Genomic DNA, 26,550 nt, shown 5'->3' with positions numbered 1-26,550 from the left:
AATAAAATTAGGAAACAAAAATACATGTCAATGTTTAATGTTATTCGTAAAGAATTTCAATATGGTCAACATCAAGTTGTGCTAGAAACAGGTCGTGTTGCTCGTCAAGCAAACACGGTTTTTATTACAATGGGCGGCGTAACAGTACTGGTTGCTGTTGTTGCACAACCTACTGCTAAAGCGGGTCAAGATTTCTTCCCTCTTACAGTTAACTATCAAGAAAAACAATATGCTGCGGGTCGTATCCCAGGTGGTTATGGTAAGCGTGAAGGCCGTGCTTCAGAAGCAGAAACTTTAATTTCTCGTTTAATTGACCGTCCAATTCGTCCGTTGTTCCCAGAAGGTTATTTCAACGAGATCCAAGTTACTGCAACAGTTGTGTCTTCAGACAAAACCATGGATGCTGACATTGCTGCAATGTTAGGTACTTCTGCTGCACTTGCAATCGCTGGTACACCTTTCCGTGGTCCAATCGGTGGTGCGCGCGTTGGTTTGATCAATGGCGAATATGTCCTTAACCCAAATTTAGAACAACTTGCTCAATCTGACCTTGACCTTGTAGTTGCAGGTACAGAATCTGCTGTATTGATGGTTGAGTCTGAAGCAAAAGAACTTTCAGAAGACCAAATGTTAGGCGCTGTGCTTTTCGGTCATGACGAAATGCAAATTGCAATCCAAGCGATTAAAGAGTTTGCTGCTGCCGCTGGTGCAACAGAATCAACTTGGACTGCTCCAGTTAAAAACGAAGATCTTCGTGCAAAATTAAAAGACGCATTTGAAGCTAAAATCTCTGAAGCGTATACCATTGCTGTTAAGCATGACCGTTATGCTGCCTTAGATGCCCTTCAAGCTGAAGCAACTGCTCAATTCGTTCCTGAAAATGACGAATCTGGCATTGCAGATGACTTAAACGAATTATTCGAAGATCTTAAATACCGTACTGTACGTGACAACATCCTTTCAGGAAAACCACGTATCGATGGTCGTGATACTAAAACTGTTCGTGGATTAGATGTACAAGTGGGCGTGTTAGATCGTGCTCATGGTTCATCATTATTTACACGTGGTGAAACTCAGGCGTTGGTTACAACGACTTTGGGTAATACACGTGATGCGTTGATGGTGGATACCTTGTCTGGTACAAAAACTGACAACTTCATGTTGCATTACAACTTCCCTGCATATTCTGTAGGCGAAACAGGTCGTGAATCTGGTCCTAAGCGTCGTGAAATTGGTCATGGTCGTTTAGCACGTCGTGGTGTACAAGCTGTTCTTCCACCAGCTGATCGCTTCCCGTATGTGATTCGTATTGTATCTGACATTACTGAATCAAATGGTTCATCTTCAATGGCTTCTGTATGTGGTGCTTCATTATCACTTATGGATGCAGGTGTTCCTCTTAAAGCGCCAGTTGCGGGTATCGCAATGGGTCTAGTAAAAGAAGGCGAGCGTTTTGCTGTTCTTTCTGACATCTTAGGTGATGAAGATCACTTAGGTGATATGGACTTTAAAGTTGCTGGTTCTGCAAACGGTATTACTGCGCTTCAAATGGATATCAAAATCGAAGGTATCACAGAAGAAATTATGGAAGTTGCGTTGAATCAAGCCTATGCAGGTCGTATGCATATTCTTAATGCAATGAACCAAGTGATTTCACGTGCACGTCCTGAAATTTCTATGCATGCACCAACATTCCAAGTGATCAACATCAATCCAGATAAGATCCGTGATGTGATTGGTAAAGGTGGTGCGACAATCCGTCAAATCACAGAAGAAACAAAAGCAGCGATTGATATCGAAGATAACGGTACTGTACGTGTATTTGGTGAAACGAAAGCGGCTGCTCAAGCAGCGATTGCAAAAATCCAAGCGCTTACTGCTGAAGTTGAACCAGGTAAAATCTATGCAGGTCGCGTGATTCGTATCGTTGAATTTGGTGCGTTTGTAAATATCATGCCAGGTACAGATGGTTTACTTCACATCTCGCAAATTTCAAACGAACGCGTTGCAAACGTGACTGATATCTTGGCTGAAGGTCAAGACGTTAAAGTTCAAGTTGCTGACGTAGATAACCGTGGTCGTATTAAATTAACTATGAAAGATGTAGACCAAGCATAATATTTGCAAGGTTTAAATCTTTTACAGTTTGATTAAAATTTAATAAAGAAAAGACTGCCTTGTGCTTTGCCAAAGTTACAACTTTGGCTTGCTCAGGGCTTTTTTTATGGCATGATGCATAACAAGAAAGACTAAAAATATCGTGGATATGCAAAGCTTTTATTTTTTTCAACACACAGATGAACCTTATACTTGTATACAAAAAGAGCCTGTTTTTAATGCAGAGCAACAATTTGTTTGGGTGGACTGTACCCGTGAAGATGTGGTCAATCGTGCTGAGCTATGGCAAAAAGAAGTCTATAATGCGACCGAGATTCACCTCAATGAATATCATATTCGAGATATTTTAAATATCGAACATCCATGCGCATTTGATGCAATGGAAGATTATGATTTATTGATTTTTCGTAAATTAATAACCCCAGATGATCAGATCGATAGTGGTGAAGATGCACTTGAACAGCATGATCATGTTTTTGGCTTAGCGTCTTCGCCAGTCAGTTTTATTATTACTTCACAAGCTTTAATCACCATTCATGAAAAAGGCAACCATGCCTTTGAAAGTTATCTTGCACGTATTTTCAATATCATGAATAAGAGTTTAGAAGAACAGAATAAACCACGTAAATTACCCACTACGCCTTTAGATTTAGCACTGCGCTTGTTAAATAGTATGATTGATGGCTATTTGGATTTACGTAATCCTTTGTCTCGTCGCGTTGAATTTTGGCAACAAGAACTTTTGCAAGGTAATCGCCGCTTTACTAAGTGGCATCAACTGTTTCAGGAGAATCTGGTTTTTCAACAAATCGAAAATTTGTGCGAAGAACAAATAGATTCCTTACAAGAACTTCGAGATGAAATTGTTGAAAATTATGCCCATTTAAAAGGTAAAAAACGCACTGAGAAGCAGGACATTATGCTGGTTCGCGTGGATGATCTCGTTAGCCATGTTGAGCGTATTCAAAAATATACAGTACGCTTAAGTACGGCAATTCAAACTGCGATTGATTTACATTTTTCTGCAATCGCCAATCAAACCAATGAGAATATGCGAATTCTTGCGATTATTACTGCCGTGTTTGCGCCATTAACTCTATTAACAGGGGTATATGGAATGAATTTTGAATTCATTCCAGGTCTACGTAGTCCGATAGGTTTCTGGGTGATGTTGGGTGTGATGTTAGGTTGTACGATTGGGCTGTTAGTCTATTTTTACCGTCGTCATTTGGTAGGACGTGGTGAACGAAGTGTGATTGATATGTTGGCACAACAACATAAAAATCAGCACGTCAATTTACTCTGGTTTTTAGATTATGAACCGATCAAACAAACCATGAAAGAAGTCGAAAAAATCACAAAACTGAAATAATTAAGCATTATTCTAGTTGAGGATTTATTTGAGCTGTCTTTTGTAAAATTAAGTAGAGTTGATCTTTTAATCTTAATTTTTTCCGCTTGAGCTGCTCAATATTTTCATGAATATGATTGAGTGGATCAAGCTCAAGGTGACTGATTTCACGATCAAGTTCATCGTGGTCAATCAAAAGTTTAGCAAAATGCGGATCTTCTTGTTTTAAACTACACATGAGATCACGGTGTTCTGGGAACATGTGTTTCAACTTTTTATTCATTACTTTCGAATTCATCAGAGCTCATTAACCTCTTTGTCATAAAATTCTAAACGATAAAACAAAAATGGAGAGACAAGTTCTCCATCATGACAGGTTAAATATTAACCTGTCACTAGGCATTAACATTTTGAAATGAATTAATGAGTATGAAGGTGAAGATGTTTGACTTGTTTTCGTAATTGTTGAACTTCATCAAGTAAATCCATCATCATTGCAACGGCAGATAAACTGGCTTCAAAGTCGCGTTGTAAACGATAGGCGCGGCGTGCCCGTGAGATGTCTTCTCCAAAAAATTGATGAATACGATCCTCAGGACGTGCGGGTAAAATTTCATATTCAAGCAATTGCAAAATCCAATCCGGACTTTGACCGCATGCCTCAGCAAAATGCTTGAGATCTAGATTTAGGTTTTCATCCACGATTTCTGCATCATGGAAACCGTCATAGACAATTTCACGATATTGAATAGTTGTCATGATTGCTCTCCTTTAGCAAGGTTATGTTGGTATCTATAAAATTATGAACGGGGATTAAAGTCATTAAAAGCATCAGCAAATTGTTGATAGGCTTTTTGCTGTGTTTCGGTGGTTGCTTTGGGATAAACAATATTAATCACCAAATAAAGATGACCTGGGGTTTTATGCGGTATCCCTTTATCTTTTAAACGGAGTTGCTGATTGGGTTTGGCATTTTGTGGCACAGTTACTTTTACTTTACCTGCTGGGGTATCAATTTCAATACTTTGACCAAGTGCTGCTTCCCAAGGTGTAACATCAACTGTGTAATAGACATCAGTACCTTCAACACGAATACGGTCAGTGTCTTGGTATTGGATCTCAATATAAAGATCGCCATTTTCACCACCGTTAATTCCAGCTTGTCCTTGTTTTGCAAGGCGAATTTGCTGACCTTCTTTCATGCCTTTCGGAATTTTAACTTGGAGGGTTTTCCGTTGTACCTCGGGCTCACCATAGGCATTATAGGTAGGGATTTGTAAGGTGATACTCTGGGTTGCGCCTTCATAACCAATGCTTACAGGAATTTCAATACTGGCATGTTGATCTTCACCCTTATAGCTGCGCTGTTGCTGAGAGCCGCGTTGTCCAAAATCTTGTTGATGTCCGCCACCAAAACCGCCACCGAAACGTCCAAATAGATCTTCAAAACCACTAAAATCTTGTCCACCACTGCTACTGTATGAGCGATGGAATTGGCTACCGTCAAAACCACTTTGACCTGTAGATTGCCCTCCAAACCCACCTGTATTGGCATAGGGGTTGTCGAGTTCAAAATCGTATTGTTTTTTCTTTTCTTCATTACTCAAGGTGTCATATGCGACATTGATGGCTTGCATTTTTGCTTCAGCATCAGTTTCTTTACTCACGTCAGGATGATATTTACGTGCGAGTTTTCGATAAGCTTTTTTAATTTCGTCTGGTGTCGCATTTCTAGAAACACCCAAATCTTCATAATAATTTTTTGCCATACTTAAGGTCATTATTTTGTTTAACTTTATTCTAGTTTTATGCCTTTTTGGCTACAGATGGAAGAGCAACTTAGTGTGGTTATTGTTTCAAAACTTATCTAGAACAAAATCCCGCTTATTCCTGATAAAGGTGGTGTTTCATGTTCTATGGGCTTTGTGTGTTCGGGTTGTTGCTTTGGTTAAGTAAATGACGATTCCAAATAGCTATTTAACATTTTAACTTATAAAACTTGCTGATTATGCTTTGAATTTTAATTGAAAAAAAAGAGCAAACTGAATTTGCTCTTCTTAGTAAAAATCGATAGTTAAATTTTTGCAAATTTAAACCATTCAGATCTCAATAGATTAACTTAAATGCTCACCAAACAGATTCAAAGCTTCTTTTGCGGTGAACTGATATTTTTTATTGCAAAATTGACAATCCATTTCAATTGGATTTTGAATTTCTAGGGTTTCTTTGACCGCATCTAGACCAATTTGGATCAATGCATTTTTGCATTTATCGCGTGAACAGGTACAGTTGAATTGAAGTTGTTCAACGTCTGGCAGACGAACCTCTTCCTCGTTATATAAACGATAAAGAATTTCTTGTGCGGTTAAATCTGTCAACTCTTCAGGTTTTAACGTTTGAGTCAGCATAATCAAACGTGGCCATAAGTCTTCATCGACACGTTGTTGTTCTTCTTCATTATTACGTGGTAATAACTGAATTAGTAAACCGCCCGCATTGTGATGCGTGCTTGCCAAGACAATACGTGTTGGAATTTGTGCGGAAAGATCGTAATACTGCATTAAACAAGCGGCAAGAGTAGGTTGATCTAGTGGCACAATCCCTTGATAACGCTCACCAAACTCAGGTTCAATATTGATAAATAGAACAGGTTGTTGCAAGGTGCTAAGCACAGTACTACTGTCTTCACTCAACATAAAATGTGGGTCTTCTTCATAATCTGCAAGTGCGCGGACATCACCTAAATGGTTACATTCAGCCATTGCCCATTTGAATGTACCTTGTGCTTGAATTTGTAAGCTAATACGTCCTTTAATTTTTAATGTGCTGGCAAGTAATGCTGTTGCACTCAACATTTCACCCAATAAAATACGCACAGCGGGCGCATAATTACGCTGCGATAGAATTGTTTGTAGTGCTGTATCTAAATGTACAATTTCACCACGTACAGGGCTATCTTCAATATAAAAACGTTGACGTAAATCAGACATAAAATTCTCCAAATCCCTGTTTAGATGGTGGCGATATTATAAATCACAAGTTTATTTCACCTGAAAAACTGTGCATCTTAAAGTTAATTTTCGTCATCACGTATAATATTAATACGATCGTGTTTGGTATGTAGCATTTGAGCTTTTGTTGTGGGTCTTTCTAAACCGGATTCATCCAAATCTGGGACATCTTTATATTGATCAGGATTATGGTTTTCAACTTGCGCATCACTTTCAAACAGGTGCTCAAGCTCCGAAATAAAGTCCCGATAGCTTTCAAAAAGCTTTTGCTCATCGGTATAAATGCGTTGTTGACGCGTTAACAGTTCTTCATCGTAATTTCTAAATAGCTCAACACTATCATAAGCCTCTTGTTTACTCATTCCTAGTTCACACAATGCTCGATATCCCATACCCAATGAAGTCAAATAGGTTTCACGCCAAATATGTTTGACCCCGACATCACGCAGGAGGTGCATGTGATAGCGATCTCGTGCTCGAACTAATAAGGTAAGGTTTGGATAATTGAGTAAAATATGTCGAGCAACATTCATTGAGTCTTCAACATTATCAATTGCTGATACAAAAACTTTAGCCTGTTCAATTCCAGCCGCACGTAGTAAATCGGGTTGAGTCACATCGCCATAATACAAAGTACCACCATAGCGTCGAACAAAATCAATTTTTTGTAAATTATTATCAATGGCAGTAAAGGTAAAATGACGGATACGTGCTAAACGAGCAACAATTTGCCCTACACGACCAAAACCAGCAACAATAAGAGCAGGGTGTTCGTTGGGAATCTCATCGTATTTGGGTGCACTGTCTTTATTGATTAATGGCAATACTTGCGTGCTCACAAACCAAAAGAAGATCGGGGTGAATACCATTGATAAGGTCACAATTAAGGTAATGGGTTCCATGATTGCTTCAGCTAGGACTTTCTCGTTTTTTGCCACGTTTAATACCACAAAGGCAAATTCACCCCCTTGGGCTAAACAGGTTGCGACCATTAAACTGTTGTTCCAACTCATTTTTTTATAACGTGCAATGGCTGCCATCACGATCATTTTGATCATAATTAAACTGACTGCGCCACCAATAATCAATAATGGCATATCTGCAATTAGCGAGATTTGTGTGGTCATTCCCACCGTCATAAAGAATAAACCGAGCAATAAACCTTTAAAGGGGGCGATGCTGGCTTCAAGTTCATGACGGAATTCAGAGTCAGCTAGAAGCACACCCGTTAAAAAAGCGCCTAAGGTTGTGCTAATTCCGAGTGTATCCATCAATAACACCACACCCAGCACGATAAATAAGCCAACGGCTGTGATCAGTTCAGTTGCTCCACTTTTTGCCACAAAGCGAAAAAAAGGTCGCATCACATAACGGCTAAACAAAAATAAACCTGTAAACGTGGCAACAATCGCGGCAAAGTAAGCAATACCATGATGACTTGATTCGCTACCTGCTAAGAGGGGGATAATGGCGAGTAGGGGAATAGCAGCAATATCCTGAAAAAGTAAAATTGAAAAGGATTGCTGACCATGGGTAGTATTGAGTTGTTGTTTTTCTTCCAAAAGCTGTAAAACAAAGGCGGTTGAAGAAAGTGCTAAGGCAAAACCAATGACAAAACTTGCGGGGAGTGATTGTTGAAAGATTAAATAGATCGTTCCCATCAGAACCAATCCCGTAATCCCTACCTGTAAACTTCCCATCACAAAAATAGATTGGCGCATTTCCCATAAACGTTGTGGGCGAAGTTCTAAACCGATCAGGAACATCAGTAAAATCACCCCAAATTCTGCAAGGTGCATGATTTCCTCTGGATCGTTGGCGATGTTAAACGCGCTTGGACCCAGAAGTATTCCTGTAAATAAGTAACCTAGCACGGTAGCAATACCGAGTTTTTTCCCTAATGGAACAAGGATTAATGCCGCGCCAAGGAAGATAGTGATTTGGAGTAACAGTGACATTCACTTGCCTTAAGTTTTTTCTTTATTTAGAAATTGTAGCGTGATTTTGTGATGGGCTTGGAGATATTTATTCAGAAATTGTCTATTTACCTAATAAAAATTTAACAGTGATTAGCACTATGAGGGGGATAGCCTTTGTACCCTCACCTAATGGCGGCAAGTCTATCGTCATATAAATAGATATATTGTGCGTATTTAAACAATACAAAATGCAGCAGTGGTTTAATTGAGACTCGGTTCATTATCTCAATTTGTATAGCAATAAACTAAATTAAAAATTTAACTCAATTCTTGCGGATCAACATCTATGGTTATTTTCATCGTAGAGGGTTTGCTATGTAACAGCTGTTGCCACCATTGACGAATATAAAAATGCATTTTTGCCCGATCTTGAGAAAGCAAAACCACATGAGCTTGGTAACGTCCTGCTTTACGCTCCATTGGCGCTGGAATCGGTCCCCAAATATCAATTAAATTATCTTCGGCAGTTTGTCTAAGGAGCTGCGTCATTTCAGTCAGAAACTTTAAATTTTCTTCCTGATGCTTTGAATCACAGCGAATCAAAGCTGTATAACGAAAGGGTGGAAGCTGTGCGGCTTGGCGATCTTTTAAAGTTTGTTTAGCAAAGGTCCGATAGTCATTATGAATCAAGGTGTTTAATAAAGGATGATCAGGTCTTAGGGTTTGTAAATAGACTTCACCCTTCATTTCACCACGACCCGCACGACCTGCAACTTGAATAATTAATTGCGCAGTACGTTCTGTAGCACGGAAATCTACACTCAACAAACCTGCATCGATATCCAAAATTGCCACTAAGGTGACATAAGGAAAGTGATGTCCTTTTGCCAGCATCTGCGTGCCAAGTAAAATAGTCGGTTCACTTTTTTGGATTTGATCATAAATCTTTTGCCAACTACCAACCCGACTAGTTGAGTCACGATCTACGCGCAAGACGGGGAAGTGAGGGAACAGCTCATTCAAGGTTTCTTCAACTTTGGCAGTTCCCATGCCAATTGGCTTTAATTGTTGTTGATTGCATTGAGGGCAAGCATCAGGCATACGATTAATCGTGCCACAATGGTGACAGTGCAAATGCTGATAAGGCTTTAAATGCAGGGTAAAGTGAGCATCGCAGTTGGGGCAATTGGCCTGCCAACCACAGCTTTCACAGATAAGCACAGGGGCATAACCGCGGCGATTTAAAAAAATCAGAACTTGTTCTTTTTTCTCTAAACGTTTTTTGATTTCAGCAATCAAAACATCACTTAAGCCATGCTGTTTTTTTGCCACTTTTAAATCAATCAAATGCATTTTCGGCATGATTGCGGCACCAGCACGTTGATTTAATTCAATCCGTGTCAGCTTTTCTTGGCGAGCAAGATAATAACTGTCAATACTAGGCGTGGCCGAACCTAAGATAATCGGGCAATTTTCTAAATGTGCACGATACATGGCCACATCGCGAGCATGATAGCGAAAGCCTTCTTGTTGTTTAAACGAAAGATCATGCTCTTCATCTAAAATAATCAAACCCAACTGTGGCAAAGGTGTATAAATTGCAGAACGTGTGCCTAAAATAATAGAGGCTTTGCCCGTTTGCGCATGCTGCCATGCTTGTAAACGTTTAGTGTCATTTAAGCCTGAGTGCAGTAAGGCAATATTGCAATGAAAACGTGATTGAAAACGGCTGATGGTTTGTGGGGTTAAGCCGATTTCAGGCACTAAAACCAAGACTTGTTTGCCTTGTTTAAGTACTTCATGCATCACTTGCAAATAAACTTCGGTTTTACCACTCCCAGTTAAACCATCCAGTAGAAACGCTTGATATTTTTTCTGCGCTTTTAAAATCGCTTGAATGGCTTTCTTCTGATCGTCATTTGGCGTGAGGGGCATCTGTGCCAATTGCACCGGTTCTGGCGTGACATTTTGTGGTTCTAAATCACAACGAACAATGTCTTTTTTCTCAAGGACTTTGAGTGTGGCTGTTTCAACACCACTTAGATTAAGAATATTTTCCTGTGTCCCTTTCGGGTGTAGCTTTAAAATTTTATAGGCTTCTTGTTGTTTTTCAGAACGCTTAACTTTGTCTTCGGCATGTAAGTCTAAAAGTTTCCAGATACGTGCCAATAAATTATAAGGTTTCCCTTGGCGTAATAAGGTAGGTAACGCCGTTTGAATCACTTCACCGATAGGAAATTGATAATATTGTGATGACCATGTCAATAAACTTAAAACTTTACTGTCTAGAATGGCCTGTTCATCTAACAGTTCAGTAATGGCTTTGAGTTTAAAATGGGAATCCACAGGTTCATCAATCGGTACTTTCTTGACAATAACACCAATCAGATTCTGTCTGCCAAAAGACACTGCAACACGCGCACCGACTTCAGCTTGCGCATATTGTTCAGCGGTGACTTGGTAATCAAAGCAGTCATTCAAATAGACTGGAACAGCAACTTGAATACGATAAATCGTCTGTGGCGTAGCAAGGGTATTCGACATTTTTAATTTAGTGACTCATTAATTTAGTGAGGCTGTGATGAAATTGTTTCATGTGCAGATTCGGCTTGTGTTAGAGTGTAACAGTCATCTATAAACATGAATATGAATGATTTATAGGGTATGACGCAACAGCGTAATCAAAAAATTTTGGAAAACTAGAGCATAATAATGCCAGCATATCAATTTACTGCAATTGATGCTTCAGGAAAGCAGCAAAAAGGCGTGTTAGAAGGAGATTCCGCACGCCAGATTCGACAACAACTACGGGACAAGGAATTGATTCCTGTCACGGTGGATGCTGTTGAACAAAAAGATAAAAATAAAAGTTCAGGATTTTTTCAACGTAAATTCTCGGCTTATGATCTGGCCTTAATGACACGTCAACTTTCTGTTTTGGTCGCTGCTGCGATTCCTTTAGAGGAAGCATTACGAGCAGTTGCCAAACAAAGTGAAAAAGTGCATGTACAAAATCTTTTACTTTCGGCACGTTCAAAAGTGCTTGAAGGGCACTCTTTGGCTCAAGCGATGCAACAAACAGGACGCTTTCCAGATTTGTATATTGCGACCGTTGCTGCGGGTGAACGTTCAGGGCATTTAGATTTAATTTTAGATCAATTATCTGATTACACCGAAAACCGCTTTGCCATGCAAAAGAAAATTCAAGGTGCGATGATCTATCCAATCATCTTGATGTTTATGTCTTTTGCGATTGTGATGGGGTTGATGACATATGTTGTTCCAGACATTGTTAAAACCTTTGACCAAAGTAAGCAAGCCTTACCATGGATCACTGTAGCACTGATGAAAGCCAGTGAGATTATTCGACAGGCCTGGCCCTTTATGCTGGTTTTTAGTGTGGTTGGATTTTTCTTATTAATTCGTTTTTTGCGAACTTCTGCAGGGCACTATGCTTTTGATCGTTTAACACTCAGATTGCCATTATTTGGTAAATTATCTCGTGGTATAAATGCGGCACGTTTTGCCAGTACCTTATCTATTCTGACTCAATCAGGTGTACCGCTCGTAGATGCTTTGAAAATTGGGGCCGCTGTGAGTAGTAATTGGGTAATACGAGATGCTGTCAATATTGCAGCAGAGAAAGTCACTGAGGGTGGAAATCTTGCTACGCAATTGGAGCGTTGTGGTTATTTCCCACCGATGATGGTACAAATGATTAAAAGTGGTGAAGCTTCGGGAGAGTTAGACCGAATGTTGAGCCGTGCATCAGATATGCAGGATCGAGAAGTATCTTCATTTATTTCAACACTATTGGCTTTATTGGAGCCATTAATGTTGGTGTTTATGGCGGGTATTGTTTTGGTTATTGTGATTGCAGTTATGTTGCCAATCGTCAATATGAACAATATGATTTAAGCCAATTATTTTTATAAAGAATATATAGAGAGTAAGCAGATGCAACGAAAGATGAATAGGACTCGTCAGTCAGGTTTTACCTTAATTGAAGTGATGGTTGTGATTGTTATTTTAGGCGTACTTGCAGCATTGATCGTACCCAATGTGATGGGACGTGGTGAAAAAGCCAAAGTTGACACCACTAAAATTGCATTAAAAGGTGTAGCGGGTGCTTTAGATCAATATAAATTGGACAATGGGCGTTATCCGACAAGCCAAGATGGTGGTTTAGATGCGCTTGTCAATCAACCCGCAACGGCTAAAAACTGGTTACCTGGTGGTTATGTTAAAGGTGGTTATCCGAAAGACAGTTGGGAAAATGATATTCAATATGTGATCCCTGGTTCTGAAGGTCGTAAGTTTGATTTATATTCTTTTGGTGCCGATGGTAAACAAGGTGGTGAAGGAAATGATGCTGATATTTATTACCAACCTTAATTAAAGAATATTTAAGTTATAGTTTATTGAGTTAATCACTTCATTGAATCGAGTTAATAAATATTGAGTGAAGTGATAATCTTTCTTGTTTGCTAAAATGTACTTAATTTATTGAAATATAACAGATATTTAAAATAACGATGTTTGAGAGTTATAATAAGAATTATTCCCATATTTAATAGTTACAAGAAAGTTAAATTGTGTATAAAAATAGACTTTTTATTTAATTAAAAGCTTGCATAATAGTTCTCAGGGCAATCTGAATTGCTGAGGAGGATGAGATGAAAGCATTATTATTACCAGATGAAATCAGCCAATTTCATTGGACTATGCTCAAATCTGTTCTTTTAATTTTGAGCCTATTACCGATTAGCCAGTTTTTTCTCAATATTTGGCAAGTTGCCGATGCCAATAGCCAGATCATGATTGGTTTTATGGCGATTAGCGTATTTAGTGCATTATCTATTATTAGTTTTTATAATGCCTTAAATTTGACAGTATTTCAGTTGAAAACTGAATTCTCATCATTATTAGAACAATATTTAGTACGTTCATATTGTTATGTGCCAATGTTATTTTTAGCTGCAATGATGTCTTATTTGGTGACTCAACTTTAGTTGAAATATCATGGAAAACCGAGGGTATAATCCTCGGTTTTTTTTGCACGATGATTTAGTAATTCAAGTTTCAACTAAGTCGGCTGAACAAGGCTCATGGTGATTTTGCGCACAATAGGTAAGATAAAAAGTAACACTGGAAAGGCAATCAGCCAAGAAATCCCCCAAGCTGAAAGCCATGTGTATAGCGAAAAATTCTCAAAACCCATGCTTCTGAATGTACTGATACATGAAACAATAAATGTCATGATAATAGATAGTAACAAAGGTAAAACAATCGCTGCATAGCGATGTGGAATCTTTTTAAAATTAAAATAAGACGATTTAGAATTTTGCATTTTTTACTCCGTAAACCAACAAACGCCAGTGCCGCACCAAAATATTAAAATTTTGATTAAAAATAGCCCCAAGCCTTGTTGGAGATATGTTGGCACGTTGATTGACGTAAACGTTTACGGCTTTATGATCAGCGAAAATAATTTAGCATAAACTTGAAAAAATATAATAAAAATGCACCGAAAATATTTTCAATTTCGTTTTGATAAGACTTGGGTTGGGGCTAGGTTGAACATGATTGTCTTTTTAACAGGATCATTTGTCTGTTTTATATAAGGTTGATTGCTTTAAATTTATCTAAAATGATTTTATTTCTCGAGATGAACTGATAAAAATACGAGGACTCAGCAATGCAACAAATAGAATGGAATGACTTTCTTAAAGTAGAGTTAAGGGTCGGAAAAATTATTCAAGCCGAAGTGTTTGAGAAAGCGCGTAAGCCTGCTTATATTTTGCATGTTGATTTTGGCGAAGCGCTTGGTGTAAAGAAATCGAGTGCGCAAATTACCAACCTATATCAACCTGAAGATTTAATTGAGAAGCTGGTGGTTGCTGTTGTGAATTTTCCCAAAAAACAAATTGGACCGATTCAATCAGAGTGTTTAGTGACGGGTTTTCATAATCAAGATGGGCATGTGACGTTGTGTGTGCCTGATGCAAATGTACCATTGGGAACAAAGTTACTTTAACAATCGAATCAAGCTTTTTGTTGAAGTTTACCTCATCTCCTTAAACCAGAGATGAGGGATTCAAATATTAACGTCTAGATTTAAAGCTAATATCGACTGCTTTAGGGCGATAGATCCAGCCCAAAATTAATAATAATAGGGAGAGCAACAAAATAGGATAATCACTAAAGCGGGTGTACCAAGTTTCGCCTTGCATGGCAGGTAAGTCACCACGAAGCACAGCTTTTTGATCTACAGGGGCTTGTTTTACAATATGCCCATTGTGGTCAATAAATGCTGTTACGCCTGTATTGGTAGCACGAATAAACCAGCGTCCATTTTCTTTGGCACGCATTTGCACCATTTGAAGATGTTGTAATGGCCCTGCTGTACCCGTGAACCATGCATCATTAGAAACAGTCACTAAAAAGTCACTATTAATCGCATTACGTCGAGTGAGATTCGGATAGGCCACTTCATAACAAATGGCTGCAGCCAAATCATGTCCTTTAATATTAAAAGGCTTTTGATTGGATGCACCTTGGGAAAATCCACTCATGGATGGATCATTTTGTAGCGCAGGTAACACCCAAGCCAACAATCCTGAAAGTGGAATATATTCACCAAAAGGCACTAGACGTTGTTTTTTATATAAGCCTGAAGAATCTGCGCCAGAAGCCATCATACTGTTGTAGTACATCGGATAGCCATTTTTTTGTGATTCTTTTAAGTCCCAATAAGGAATACCCGTTACCCATGCTGTGCCTGAACTTTTGGCTTGTTGATCCATCATATCCAAGAATTGTTGAATATCTGTTTGGAACAGTGGAATCGATGATTCTGGCCAAACAATCAGATCACGCCCCCATTCAGTACGGCTTAAATTTACATAAATTTCTAAGGTTTTAACCTGATATTCAGTCAACCATTTTAAATCTTGCGGAATATTGCCTTGAATCAAAGAAACGGAGAGCGGCTTTTCTGCTTTCGGTTGTACGAAAGTGATAAATGATGCAACCCATGCGCCAAGGATTAAAATGATTGCAGGAAAGATCCAAAAGACTTTTCTATTTAAAATTTCAACCAATGCACAGGCAAGGATAATCACAACAAAAGATACTGCAAACACACCAAAGAGTGGAGCATAGCCATCTAAGAGTCGTTCAGTAAATGCGTAACCTGCAAATAACCAAGGAAAACCTGTAAAGACCCAAGTCTTGGACCATTCAAAAATAACCCACAAAGGAGCGAAAGTTAATGGTGTTTCAGGGAAGAATCTACGATATACCCAAGTCTGAATTGCGGTAAAAAGCCCCATGACAATGGCCATGATGGCGATCATCAAGACACTCAATACAGCATTGGTATCCCCATACACATGAATCGAGGTATAGAGCCAGAATGCGCCAACAAACCATAGACCAAAGCCATAGCTTAAGCCAATCGCAAATGCTTGGCGTGGTGTACGGCCTTTTAAGCAAGCATATAGCAGGGCAGGCGATAAAATTGCCAACCACCACCAGTAATAAGGCGCCAGTGCTAAACTGAACACTGCGCCTGATATTAACGAAATCAATAATGGGAAAATGAAGGGCAGCTGTTTTTGTTGTTGGGATGAATTTAACAGCTTATCAAAGTATGCTCTCATTTATGTACAGCTCGAATCAGATGAATAGTGCGCGCATCTGCTTCAATAATTGTAAATTCCCAATCCTCAAGCTCAACCACTTGGCCTTGAAGATCACTCACTAGACCAATTTCTTGAAGCAGTAATCCGCCCATAGTCTCTACTTCATCGTCAGGAAATTCAGCATCTAAAACATTGTTAAAATGTTCTATTGGTGTAAGTGCCTGCACAATCCATGTATTGGCTGTGGTATGTGTTGTATCTGGAATGATAAATTGTGCTTCTTCGTCAACGTTATCATGCTCATCTTCAATTTCGCCGACAATCTCTTCTAGAATATCTTCTAAAGTGACCAAACCTGCTGTTGAACCATATTCATCAATTACAATGGCAATATGGGTTTGAGTGTTTTTTAACATCCTCAAAACTTGGTCGGAACGGGCACTTTCTGGGACAAATAATGGCTGACGCATTAACGCATGCACATCTACAACAGATGAACGATCAGTTAAAAAGGGTAAAAGATCTTTAGCAAGTAAAATACCTACCACGTTTTCAGGCTGATCAGAAGAGAAAACAGGGAAACGTGAATGTGCAGATTCAATAAGAATATCTAAAATATCAAGAAGTTGATCATCTTCTTGTAAACTGACCATCGCTGTGCGCGGAGTCATGACTTCACGGATTTTTGTTGCAGGAAGGTCTAATACGCCTTCTAACATTGCAACAGTATCGGGTTCTAAAAAACGACGTGAATCTTGTACTAATTTTAGCAGTTCATCTCGGGTTTCTGGCGCTGTTCCTAACCATTTGCGTAAGCCACGCATTCCCCACGATGGGCCTGATTCCTCGTGCATGATCTTTCCTAAAGACGTTTAATATCTAGTAAATGTTTTTTTATCATACCGAAGAAAACACAGATGTCTATCTATTAACTAAGGTAAATAGATGAATGTATGTGTCATATTATAGATATATTGCAAGCCTTATTCATTATTTGAGTTTGTGTTAAAATTATTGAGTGATTTCGCTTCTTTTTGAGAATAGATAATGTCTGAGCCGATGCCTACAGCAAGCATTCAATTAAACACGCGTGGACTACGTTGTCCTGAGCCTGTAATGATGTTGCATCAAGCAATTCGTAAATCTAAATCAGGTGATGTCGTTGAAGTATTTGCAACTGATAATTCAACCTCTTGGGACATTCCTAAATTTTGTATGCATCTCGGTCATGAGTTGATTTTACAAGAAGAAGTACTAGATGATGCCGGGAATAAGGAATTTCACTATTTAGTGAAGAAAGGTTAAAAGATCATGATGGGTGGAAATCAGTCTATGTTATATGTAATGATTTCCCTTTTATTGATTTAAAAATATTGAAATTTATTTGGCCTGTTTTAATGGCTAATAAATTTATGTTATATGCAATTTATTGAATTTTAATAATTATATTGTGGATATTAAATCATTTTACAAAATTAAAAATGACAGAATTTTGACTTATGATTATAATCTAAACATATTTTTTAATAATAATTAACTCATTCAAATGAACAGCTTAGTAAATAGCATTTATAAAATATTGGATCAGCTTGGACTAAACGCACAAAAACGAGCTTTGCATATCCAATTTAGCAATACAGACTTAAACAACCAAGTCTTCTTACAACGCATCGATGGACAACATGGTCTAAACCAAGGCGTGTCTATTGAACTGATTTGCCTTACCACTTCGGCTGTGATTCCACTTAAACAATTTATCGGTAGCCAAGTGGCGATTGATCAAGTCACAGATCATGGACAACTGTTTCGTAGTACAGGGGTGATTACCGAAGCAGCACAAGGGCAAAGTGATGGCGCGCTGACGTTATATAAGCTCAAACTCGAAGATGCCACTTCACTGTGGCATAAACGCCGTAATAGCCGAGTGTTTATGAATAAGTCGGTTGTGCAAGTCATAGAAGCCCTCTTTAAAGAATGGCAAGACAAAAGCCCACTCTTTGCATCGAGTCTAAGCCTCGATAAAAGTGGACTGAAAAAAGATTACGATATCCGACCATTCATCATGCAGAGCAACGAAAGTGATTATGCATTTTTAACCCGCTTGATGCGCAGTGAGGGGATCAACTGGCTGATTGATGAAGCGCAATTGATTGTGCCTAGTTCTGCGACCCAAATTCAACCACAAAAACTGCGTTTGGTGGATGATAATAACGAATACAAAGCGCTAGAACGAAGAAAGATTCGCTTTCATCGTAGCAGTGCCACAGAGCAACAAGACAGCATCACCAGCTTTATCGGGCAACGTAGCTTACAACCCACTACTGTTCACGTACAACGCTGGCAAGCAGATGTGTTAGAGCAAGAAGAAGGTGCAGGCAGTGTTCAAAGCAAACACCAACACAGTCAAAACCAGAATAATGCCAGTCTCGGTTTAGAACAGGCTTGGCATATTAGTCCAGCATGGATTCAAGACCTGAATGGTGAAGATCAAGCAACCGCTTCAAATAACAATCAGATTGAAAAGATTAACCAAAACCTGAGCCATTATTACGATGCTCAATCCAAACAATTTATAGCCAATTCCACTGTACGCGATGCACAAGTGGGGTATTGGTTTGAGCTAAACGAACACCCAGAAATAGACCAACACATTGGCTCAGACAAAGAATTTCTGATTACGTCAAAGACATTCTATAACCAGAACAACTTACCCAAAGACCTGAACGAGCAAATCAATCGCTTGCTCCAACAAAGTAATTGGGTAAACGAAAATAAAGCAGATCCAAACAACCCAAAACGCCAAGCCAATCAATTGGTACTACAACGCCGTAATATCACCACTGTTCCGGAATACCATCCACTACAACATCGTCCTAGTACCCATCCACAACGAGCCAAAGTAGTTGGGCCAAGTGGAGAAGAAATTCATGTCGATGAATGGGGGCGCATTAAAGTTCGCTTCCTATTTACCCGCAATGAAGATCATAGTCATGATGGTGGTGCAGGGAGCAATGACAACGACACTGATTCCGCTTGGGTGGATGTACTGACCCCGTGGGCAGGTGAAGACTATGGTGCGCGGTTCTTACCGAGGATTGGTGAGATTGTCGTGATAGATTTCTTTGATGGCAATATTGACCGACCATTTGTGGTGGGACGTATCCATGAAGCGCAACGGAGTCCAACTAAATTTGATGACAAAGGGCAATTGCCTGATACTAAAAAACTGGCAGGGATCAAAAGTCGAGAAGTTAAAGGCAGTGGCTATGGGCAACTTAGATTTGATGATACTACTGACCAAATCAGCAGTCAGCTACAAAGTAGTCACGGTGCGAGTCAACTTAACCTTGGTAACCTGAGTCATCCTAAAGAAACCGAGACTAGTGAAGGACGAGGTGAAGGCTTTGAACTAAGAACAGACCAATGGGGTGCAGTACGTGCCGGACAGGGTCTACTACTGAGTACCTATGCTCAAAATTCAGCTTCAGGCAATCACCTTGATGCAACAGCCGCGAAAAGTCAGTTAGAAAGTAGTCTAAATAATTCTAAAGCCTTAAGTGAAGTTGCTAAGAACCAGCAAACGGATCCTTTAGAAAATTTAGATCATTTGAAATCGTTTATTTCATTTTTGGAAAAAGATGAATCCAGTGAAGCAAAAAGCCAAGCAGATACCTTTAAGCAAGCTCTCATGTTATTGGCTTCACCCAATTCGGTTGCGCTTGCTACTAATGAAGATCTACATCTTTCTGCCGATCGACAAATCTATGAAACTGCGGGTGATAGTATCAACCTGAGTACGCAAAAGAATTTAGTTGCACATGCACAATCAAAGATTAGTCTTTTTGCGGCACAAGAAGGGGCAAGATTATTTGCAGGGAAAGGTAAAGTTGAGATCCAAGCACAAGGCGATGGTGCGGATTTGATTGCACGTAAAGGTATTCAAATTATTTCGACCGAAGACAAGATCGAGATTAAAGCGGATAAGAAAATTATTTTGATTGCAGATGGTTCTCAAGTTGAAATTAGTAGTGCAGGTGTCTTACCGACCACTGCAGGTAAGTTTGAGAGTAAGGCGGGGCAGCATAAGTTTTTGGGTGGGGAAAGAGTTAACTTTGAAATTCCTTTTCTACCAAGTAAGAATATATACTCTCATCAGTTTATCTTAAAGAATAAGCAAGGTGAAATCATGCCGAATACTAGTTATGTTTTAAATGGAGCAAATGGGAAAAAATTTAAAGGTAAAACAGACAAAGAGGGTAAAACAAATAGGATTTATACAGCTGAGCAAGAAAAATTTAGCTTGGATGTGGAACTATAATAATGAATGAGAAAAAATATATTACTGAGATTAATCAGCCTATAACAGAAATTGAAGTTAATGAGTATTATTTAGTTATTGGTACAGAGGCTAATGCTTCATATGCATATCAAAATGCAAAGATAACATTCTCCTCGAAATCGGCTAAACATCAATATTTAACAGGCCCTAATTTAGACTGGGGACATGCTTTTTTTTATGTTGTAGAAAATGATGATGTTTTTAGTTTTTTTAGTTTTGGCCCTAGCGCTGGAAAGAAGGTTGGTGAAAATAAAGTAATTGGAAATGCTTCAACATGTCAATATCCGATTGGTGAGGTAGCTCAATTATATGTTCTAAATATTAGTGAAGATGACGCAAAAAAAATAAAAAATGAAGTAAGTAAAATGTATGAGAAATCAAATAATCATTTTTATAATCATGAAACAAATGAATGGGAGCAAAAGAAATCAAATGATAAAAAATATAGAGCAATTACCAATGAAACTTGTGCAAAAGAAGCTTATAGAATTCTTTCAGATATTTTAGATAAAAAAATTCCTGATGCCTATGGCTATGTAAAAATGTATGGGATATCGAAAAAGGCTATATGTCCATTTGCATGGAATGAACATTTATTTAATTCTAATTTAAAACATTATAGTTACCCAGAGTATCCAAATGTAGGAAAAGCAAAAGAGCTATTAGCTGCATTTAAATTTAAAATAAATAATGAGGAGGAAGATTTGAAATATACTTACTTTTTAAGAACAGATTCAGCTAATAATATGAATTATGGTGTTATGGTTCCTGAGTTTGATGATGAGAATACTACAGACTGGTTTTTAAGTGAGGGTGATGAAGATCCTCTCAAAATATACTCATATTTTAATGGTTAGATAATGTATTATTTTAAGTTGATAAGTTTATTATTGTTTTTAATATTTAATTCAACTGTAAATTCCAAAACAATGGATGACAAGATGATTGATAATACTATTATGTTGATAAATGAAATCACAAGAGTGGGTGAAACAGAAAAGTGGAATAGTAGTCTCTTCTTTGAGGGAGCTTTGAAAGTGCATGTGCTAAAAGATGGAACTTTAACTGATAGAGGCGTATACGTTTTATCTAAAAATAAATTTGGTTATCCAGCCACAATCAAAGTCTTAAACTTAAATGATAAAGAGAAAAAATATAAATTTGTTTTTTCCCCATCAAATCAACCTGTGTTTAAAAAACCGATAAAGGCTGATGTAAAGTTGTTAAAAGAAAATAATATTTTCTTTAAATATTCGGAGCTGGTTGAAAAAGAATCAGCGATTTACTCTAGTCCGTACAGCCCAAATACATTATATAAACATATATTTGGTAATCAAAAAAATAATTCTATAATATATGAATTTTATTCATCAAAAAATGAAATTGAAAGTCAAATAAACTATGTTAGGCTGGTTGTTCTATTTGGTGGTGGAGATAAGTAGTATAAATTTTTCGTTAAAAACGAAATTTAATTAATGACAATAAACCCGCCGAAGCGGGTTTGTTGATTTACATATTCGGGTAGTTTGGACCACCGCCACCCTCAGGAGTTACCCAAGTGATGTTCTGAGATGGATCTTTGATATCACAGGTCTTACAGTGAACACAGTTCGCAGCATTAATCTGGAAGCGCTTAGAACCATCATCATTTTCCATAATCTCGTAAACACCAGCAGGGCAGTAGCGTTGAGCAGGCTCATCCCATTTTGGTAAATTGACATTGACTGGAATCGAAGCATCCGTCAGCTTTAAGTGAGCTGGCTGATTCTCTTCATGGACAGTATTCGATACAAATACAGAAGATAAACGGTCAAAGGTTAATTTACCATCTGGCTTTGGATAGGTCGGTTTAAATGTCGCAGCATCTACAGTTTTTAATGCACTAAAGTCAGGTGCAAGGTCATGTAGAGTAAATGGCACTTTAAAGATATTTTGATCGATAAAGTTAAATGCACCACCCATCCATAAACCGAATTTATGCATCGCTGGTCCAAAGTTACGTGAACGATGTAACTCTTCTTTTAACCAACTGTTGTTGAATTTCTCAGTATATGCAGTCAATTCTTTAGCAAAGAAGTCTTCGCCTTCAGCGACACGCGCAACCGCTAAATCGCCACCTTTCTCATGACCTGCTTGGATTGCTTCAAATACAGCTTCACCACACAACATACCCGATTTCATCGCAGTATGAGAGCCTTTGATTTTAGCAAAGTTTAAGAAACCTGCATCATCACCAATTAAGCAACCGCCTGGGAAGGTCAGTTTAGGTAGCGAGTTTAGACCACCTTTAACAACTGCACGTGCGCCATAAGAAATACGCTTACCACCTTCAAGATATTGCTTAATCAGTGGATGTGTTTTCCAACGCTGCATTTCAGCAAAAGGATACATGTGTGGATTTTCATAAGATAAATCGACAATCATACCCAAGGTCACTTGGTTGTTTTCAGCGTGATATAACCACCAGCCGCCTGAAGAACCTGTTTCTGCCAAAGGCCAGCCTGAACCATGCATCACTAAACCTGGTTTATGTTTAGCAGGGTCAATTTCCCAAAGTTCTTTGATTCCGATACCGTAATGTTGCGGATCAGCATCTTGGTCTAAGTTGTATTTTGCAATCAAACGTTTACCAAGGTGTCCACGGCAACCTTCTGCAAAAATTGTGTATTTTGCATGAAGCTCGTAGCCGGGGGTAAAGTTATGAGTAGGTTCACCATCTTTACCAATACCCATATCACCAGTTTGGATGCCTTTTACAGAACCATCTTGATGATAAAGGATTTCTGAGGCAGCAAAGCCCGGGAAGATAGAAACTTCTAACTCTTCCGCTTTTTGACCTAACCAGCGCACCACATTACCCAATGAAATAACATAGTTACCATCGTTGTGCATGGTCTTAGGAACCATCCAGTGTGGTGCTTCTTGAGACTTTTCAGCAGACATGAGGAAATAAGTTTTGTCCTCAGTCACAGGTACATTTAAAGGTGCACCTTGTTCTTTCCAGTCAGGGAAAAGTTCATTGATTGCACGAGGTTCAAGTACAGCACCAGAAAGGATATGCGCACCAACTTCAGAGCCTTTTTCAACCACACAGACAGAAAGGTCTGGAAGATTGTTTTCAAGAGCTAATTGACGAATTTTAATCGCAGCAGAAAGACCCGCAGGGCCTGCGCCTACGATCACTACGTCAAACTCCATCGATTCACGTTCGATGTGTTCCATGTAGGACTCCTCATATTTCTAAGGGTGGCAACCGTGAGCATTTATTGGGAATTAATAAATCGGTGCTGCCATGAGTGTTCTAAAAATTCCGTGATACGAATTAACGCTCGTACCAATAATATATTTTGCGCTAGTATAGTTAGAAACCCTAATCTAGCCAATTGGCTGAGTCGTATTATTTTTAAGTCAGCAAGGCATAAACCATGGTAAATCAAAATAATTCAACATCAGCGGCTCAAAATCAGCCAGATTCTGATGATAAAAACTTAATGAGCATTGCACAATACTTAAAAGATGTACAGGCGGGTCACAAAAGGTCAATACCTCCTTTAGAGCAGTGGCAGCCAAAGCATTGTGGCAAAATGGATTTGACGGTAAAGGCCAATGGAGAATGGTGGCACGAAGGTCAATTGATCAAACGCCAAGCGCTTTTAGACCTGTTTACAAAAGTACTTTGGAAAGAAGATGGAAAGTTCTATTTAAAAACCCCAGTTGAACAGATTGAAATTCAAGTTGAGGATGAACCTTTATTGGTCAATCAAGTTGATCAGGTGAATCTCGATGGGCAGGTCTATCTACAAGTTACCACCACCAATCAAGACATTACACTGATTGATCCAGAACACCCTATATTTATGCGTGAATATCAAGGTGAGTTAAGACCTTATGTACATATTCGTTTCGGGATAAATGCCTTGATTCAACGTTCTGCTTTTTTTCATCTGATTGAATATGGGAAATTGCTTGAAAATGAACAAGGAGATACCATTTTATCTTTAGAAAGTGGTGATTTTCACTTGCAATTAGGGACTTGAGGTTTAATCTTGTTAATTATTTTTACCGTATGCCAATAGTGGATCAAATGAGCGCGATTCTTCCTCTCTCTCCTCTAGAAAATCCAATGCCAAAAGCCTTGGCAGATGCCCCGATTGGTATTTTTGATTCAGGTATCGGTGGGCTTTCTATTGCACAGGAAATTGCCAATTATTTGCCAAATGAACGTATTGTTTATTATGCCGATACTGCACATGTCCCTTATGGCCCACGGACGGATCAAAATATTCGTGAATTAACTGCGCAAGCAATCGAGTGGTTATATCGTCAAGGTTGTAAAATCGCAGTTGTGGCATGTAATACCGCTTCAGCATTTAGTCTGGATTATTTACGTGATCATTATGGTGAAAACTTTCCTATTGTTGGGCTGGTGCCTGCTTTAAAGCCAGCAGTGCTACAAACCCAGTCTAAAGTGGTTTCAGTTTTGGCTACACCTGCCACTTTTCGTGGAAAATTGATCAAAGATGTGATGCAGCGTTTTGCAGAACCTGCCAATGTTGAAGTACTGACGATTACCAATCTTGAACTGGTTCCCTTGATTGAATCTGGACGTTATAACAGTTTGGAATGCAAACATAGCCTGCAAAAGGTTTTAGATCCAGTCATTGCCAAAGGTTCAGATTATTTAGTGTTGGGCTGCACCCATTACCCTTACTTAAAACAAAGTATTCAAGAATTATACGGCCCTCAGCTTAACTTAATTGATTCTGGATTAGCGGTTGCACGACAAACGGCGCGTATATTGTTAAAAAATGAGTTAATATCAAGTAGCTTGCAAGAAAAAGGGGTGCGTTTACAATGTTTTGTGAGTGGGGAAAATGCAAAACAATTAGAAAATGTCATCAAACATCTCATACAACCAAAAATTACATGGTCTGTAGAAAATATTGTTGAAAAACTCGGCTAATTCTTTCAATATTGAACAGATTTAATATATTTTCATAAGTGTAGGGCATATCCAACTTAAAGCTCATGGATGGATTTAAGTAGGGTGTGACAAGAATGGGTTAACCTATGCTCGATAAACGGTATCAAGTTTTTATTACAACATCTGGCAAAGAAATGCAGCCAGAACGGATGGTCGTGTCACAAACCCTTATAGGGATGGGTTTTTTTTCTTGGGGATTAGAACAACGGACACCATTAAGTACCGCATTTGCACGTCGTCAGATAGATGACTGTGATTACGTTTTATTGTTGTTGGGGAGTCAGTACGGTGAACAATCTGTTTCAGGGGTGAGTTATTTACATCTTGAATATATTTATGCGGTGACCAAACAGAAACCAATTATTGTATTTATGCATGAGAGTCCTGAATTTCGCGAACCGCATTTAAAAGAAGAAAGTACGCTGCTAAAAGAAAAGTTTAATGAATTTAGACATCAACTACAAAAAGAAGTTGAGCAAGTCGTTAGCTATCGAACTTTACGAGATTTAGAACTTGCGGTACGTTCATATATGCCACAAATGCTAGAGCGCTATCCTGTTGTAGGATGGGTAAGACCTCAGAATATTCAAGTCCTACAAGATGAGATTGATCGTTTAAAAGCGAAGTTGGCGCATATTTCCGTAGAGCAAGGGAAAAAAGAAGCAGATCCATTTTTAACTTTACCCAAAGTTTCATTACATGAAGTGTTTAATTTTGATTATCGAATGCATGCCTATCAAGATGGTAATTTTAAAGAGTTATCGCCAGCGCGTGAGATGACTTGGGCTGAGCTGTTAAAAATCTTATCAGTTGAATTTAGACAACCGACGTCTGAGGATTTTTTCTCTAAAGTCTTAAACGAATATTTGAATAATACGGGTTTAACCGACGCACAAGTGGTGATGCCACGTGCCCATGCTGTGTCTAGAGCGCAGATTAATGTGCGTTCATTGCATACGATTAAGCAGCAAGTCCGTCAAAATGAATGGATCATTCCTGTGGGGCGTGATGATCGTCAGCGTATGCTATGGCAGATGACAGATAAATGCGTAAAATTACTTGAAAATTCACAACGTATTAGCAGTCGCTCTTCAATTTTTTAAGTTAAATAAATTGAGTGAGTCAAGATAAAAAATTTTGTTTAGATAAAGACTCTGTTAAGCTGATCATACGAGATAAACT

At 38.6% G+C, this 26,550-nt stretch carries 23 protein-coding genes; 13 read left to right on the top strand and 10 right to left on the bottom strand.

Going from position 1 to position 26,550, the window contains the following annotated elements; genetic code table 11:
- Positions 1-30: 30 nt before the first annotated feature.
- Both pnp and AC4CUY_RS19010 read left to right on the top strand, forming a co-directional pair.
- A complete protein-coding gene (gene pnp / locus AC4CUY_RS19015; protein WP_336953740.1) occupies positions 31-2,118 on the top strand; it encodes a polyribonucleotide nucleotidyltransferase in 2,088 nt (695 codons plus the stop codon).
- Between the two features lie 148 nt (positions 2,119-2,266).
- Positions 2,267-3,490: a magnesium transporter CorA family protein gene (locus tag AC4CUY_RS19010; protein WP_336953741.1), complete on the top strand. Its 1,224-nt coding sequence runs from the start codon at positions 2,267-2,269 to the stop codon at positions 3,488-3,490.
- A 7-nt stretch (positions 3,491-3,497) separates the two neighbouring features.
- Here AC4CUY_RS19010 and AC4CUY_RS19005 read toward each other — a convergent pair whose 3' ends face one another.
- The 6 genes from AC4CUY_RS19005 to AC4CUY_RS18980 form a co-directional block, all read right to left on the bottom strand.
- Positions 3,498-3,767 (bottom strand): HP1242/YdcH family protein, encoded by a 270-nt coding sequence (locus AC4CUY_RS19005; protein WP_004725519.1) that lies wholly within the window; start codon positions 3,765-3,767, stop codon positions 3,498-3,500.
- A gap of 122 nt (positions 3,768-3,889) precedes the next feature.
- Complete coding sequence (locus AC4CUY_RS19000; RefSeq protein WP_004725521.1) at positions 3,890-4,228, bottom strand: chaperone modulator CbpM; 339 nt, start codon at positions 4,226-4,228, stop codon at positions 3,890-3,892.
- A gap of 41 nt (positions 4,229-4,269) precedes the next feature.
- Positions 4,270-5,238 (bottom strand): DnaJ C-terminal domain-containing protein, encoded by a 969-nt coding sequence (locus AC4CUY_RS18995; protein ID WP_336953723.1) that lies wholly within the window; start codon positions 5,236-5,238, stop codon positions 4,270-4,272.
- Positions 5,239-5,583: 345 nt separating this feature from the next.
- Positions 5,584-6,459, bottom strand: a complete 876-nt coding sequence (gene hslO, locus AC4CUY_RS18990) for an Hsp33 family molecular chaperone HslO (RefSeq protein WP_004725526.1) — start codon at positions 6,457-6,459, stop codon at positions 5,584-5,586.
- A gap of 83 nt (positions 6,460-6,542) precedes the next feature.
- On the bottom strand, positions 6,543-8,438 hold the full coding sequence (locus AC4CUY_RS18985) for a monovalent cation:proton antiporter-2 (CPA2) family protein (RefSeq protein WP_490774576.1): 1,896 nt from the start codon (positions 8,436-8,438) through the stop codon (positions 6,543-6,545).
- 279 nt (positions 8,439-8,717) lie between these two features.
- Complete coding sequence (locus AC4CUY_RS18980) at positions 8,718-10,943, bottom strand: primosomal protein N' (protein ID WP_336953725.1); 2,226 nt, start codon at positions 10,941-10,943, stop codon at positions 8,718-8,720.
- A 168-nt stretch (positions 10,944-11,111) separates the two neighbouring features.
- Between AC4CUY_RS18980 and gspF the strand changes: the two genes are divergently transcribed.
- The 3 genes from gspF to AC4CUY_RS18965 all read left to right on the top strand — a co-directional run bounded on the left by gspF (position 11,112) and on the right by AC4CUY_RS18965 (position 13,411).
- Complete coding sequence (gspF, locus tag AC4CUY_RS18975) at positions 11,112-12,317, top strand: type II secretion system inner membrane protein GspF (protein WP_336953726.1); 1,206 nt, start codon at positions 11,112-11,114, stop codon at positions 12,315-12,317.
- A 39-nt stretch (positions 12,318-12,356) separates the two neighbouring features.
- A complete protein-coding gene (gspG, locus tag AC4CUY_RS18970) occupies positions 12,357-12,794 on the top strand; it encodes a type II secretion system major pseudopilin GspG (RefSeq protein ID WP_004816754.1) in 438 nt (145 codons plus the stop codon).
- Positions 12,795-13,075: 281 nt separating this feature from the next.
- The gene (locus tag AC4CUY_RS18965) at positions 13,076-13,411 is read left to right on the top strand and encodes a hypothetical protein (RefSeq protein ID WP_336953727.1); all 336 of its coding nucleotides are present in this window, start codon (positions 13,076-13,078) and stop codon (positions 13,409-13,411) included.
- 74 nt (positions 13,412-13,485) lie between these two features.
- On the opposite strand, the gene AC4CUY_RS18960 is transcribed toward AC4CUY_RS18965, so the two are convergent.
- Positions 13,486-13,749, bottom strand: a complete 264-nt coding sequence (locus tag AC4CUY_RS18960) for a DUF2798 domain-containing protein (protein WP_034617824.1) — start codon at positions 13,747-13,749, stop codon at positions 13,486-13,488.
- Between the two features lie 348 nt (positions 13,750-14,097).
- Between AC4CUY_RS18960 and AC4CUY_RS18955 the strand changes: the two genes are divergently transcribed.
- A complete protein-coding gene (locus AC4CUY_RS18955) occupies positions 14,098-14,436 on the top strand; it encodes a tRNA-binding protein (protein ID WP_419327963.1) in 339 nt (112 codons plus the stop codon).
- Between the two features lie 67 nt (positions 14,437-14,503).
- Here the strand turns inward: AC4CUY_RS18955 and lnt are convergent, their stop codons facing one another.
- Both lnt and AC4CUY_RS18945 read right to left on the bottom strand, forming a co-directional pair.
- Positions 14,504-16,063 carry an apolipoprotein N-acyltransferase gene (gene lnt / locus AC4CUY_RS18950; RefSeq protein ID WP_490774575.1) on the bottom strand — a complete coding sequence of 520 codons (1,560 nt, stop codon included), beginning with the start codon at positions 16,061-16,063 and terminating at the stop codon, positions 14,504-14,506.
- A complete protein-coding gene (locus AC4CUY_RS18945; protein WP_004816763.1) occupies positions 16,060-16,899 on the bottom strand; it encodes a CorC family transporter in 840 nt (279 codons plus the stop codon). Before AC4CUY_RS18945 ends, lnt begins: the two co-directional genes overlap by 4 nt.
- A gap of 193 nt (positions 16,900-17,092) precedes the next feature.
- On the opposite strand from AC4CUY_RS18945, the gene tusA reads away from it, so the two are divergent.
- The 4 genes from tusA (at position 17,093) to AC4CUY_RS18925 (ending at position 21,826) form a co-directional block, all read left to right on the top strand.
- Positions 17,093-17,350: a sulfurtransferase TusA gene (gene tusA / locus AC4CUY_RS18940; RefSeq protein WP_004725563.1), complete on the top strand. Its 258-nt coding sequence runs from the start codon at positions 17,093-17,095 to the stop codon at positions 17,348-17,350.
- Between the two features lie 241 nt (positions 17,351-17,591).
- Positions 17,592-20,363: a type VI secretion system Vgr family protein gene (locus AC4CUY_RS18935; protein WP_490774574.1), complete on the top strand. Its 2,772-nt coding sequence runs from the start codon at positions 17,592-17,594 to the stop codon at positions 20,361-20,363.
- Positions 20,364-20,365: 2 nt separating this feature from the next.
- Positions 20,366-21,241: a hypothetical protein gene (locus AC4CUY_RS18930; protein WP_490774573.1), complete on the top strand. Its 876-nt coding sequence runs from the start codon at positions 20,366-20,368 to the stop codon at positions 21,239-21,241.
- 84 nt (positions 21,242-21,325) lie between these two features.
- The gene (locus tag AC4CUY_RS18925) at positions 21,326-21,826 is read left to right on the top strand and encodes a hypothetical protein (RefSeq protein ID WP_419327960.1); all 501 of its coding nucleotides are present in this window, start codon (positions 21,326-21,328) and stop codon (positions 21,824-21,826) included.
- 67 nt (positions 21,827-21,893) lie between these two features.
- Here AC4CUY_RS18925 and AC4CUY_RS18920 read toward each other — a convergent pair whose 3' ends face one another.
- Positions 21,894-23,606, bottom strand: a complete 1,713-nt coding sequence (locus tag AC4CUY_RS18920; protein ID WP_490774572.1) for an electron transfer flavoprotein-ubiquinone oxidoreductase — start codon at positions 23,604-23,606, stop codon at positions 21,894-21,896.
- 203 nt (positions 23,607-23,809) lie between these two features.
- On the opposite strand from AC4CUY_RS18920, the gene AC4CUY_RS18915 reads away from it, so the two are divergent.
- From AC4CUY_RS18915 to AC4CUY_RS18905, 3 genes are all read left to right on the top strand, one after another.
- The gene (locus AC4CUY_RS18915) at positions 23,810-24,421 is read left to right on the top strand and encodes a DUF1285 domain-containing protein (RefSeq protein WP_490774571.1); all 612 of its coding nucleotides are present in this window, start codon (positions 23,810-23,812) and stop codon (positions 24,419-24,421) included.
- Positions 24,422-24,468: 47 nt separating this feature from the next.
- Positions 24,469-25,347, top strand: coding sequence for a glutamate racemase (murI, locus tag AC4CUY_RS18910; protein ID WP_034616447.1), 879 nt, complete (start codon positions 24,469-24,471; stop codon positions 25,345-25,347).
- A gap of 107 nt (positions 25,348-25,454) precedes the next feature.
- Positions 25,455-26,471, top strand: coding sequence for a DUF4062 domain-containing protein (locus tag AC4CUY_RS18905; protein WP_419327723.1), 1,017 nt, complete (start codon positions 25,455-25,457; stop codon positions 26,469-26,471).
- The last annotated feature ends 79 nt before the right edge of the window (positions 26,472-26,550 follow it).

The organism is Acinetobacter sp. 778_lipA (assembly GCF_058242985.1).
Note: the sequence above shows the minus strand (reverse complement) of the source record. Positions and strands in the feature narration are given on the sequence as shown.